This window comes from Streptomyces albus subsp. albus, from assembly GCF_000719865.1.
Classification (GTDB): Bacteria; Actinomycetota; Actinomycetes; order Streptomycetales; family Streptomycetaceae; genus Streptomyces; species Streptomyces albus_E.
Genome location: NZ_JOID01000112.1, coordinates 1 through 273 on the forward strand (window position 1 = coordinate 1; position 273 = coordinate 273).

The window sequence follows — 273 nt, forward strand, 5'->3', positions numbered from 1 at the left end:
AATAGGGGGTAGGAACACCCGCTGCGGGGGCGGGAGTTCGAGGGGTGACCGGACGGGGGAGACCATGCAAGCCACGCTGCTCGATCAGAGCGAGACCACGGCACCGGGCGGGAGCACGGAGGTGCCGGAACTACCGGTGACGGCGGATGAGTGGGCCGCGCACCTGGCGGGAGTGGTGCCGGGGCCGCAGACGGCGGCGATGCTGGGCCTGCTGGAGCGTGGAGGGTTGTCCACGGCGGGGCGGATCGACGCGTTGAAGGCGTGGGAGCGGCA

Annotated in this window: 1 pseudogene; it reads left to right on the forward strand. The window is 71.8% G+C overall.

From position 1 onward, the window contains the following. Window positions 1–64: 64 nt before the first annotated feature. Window positions 65–273 (forward strand): annotated as a pseudogene (locus tag IF83_RS30925) (hypothetical protein); the annotation flags it as partial.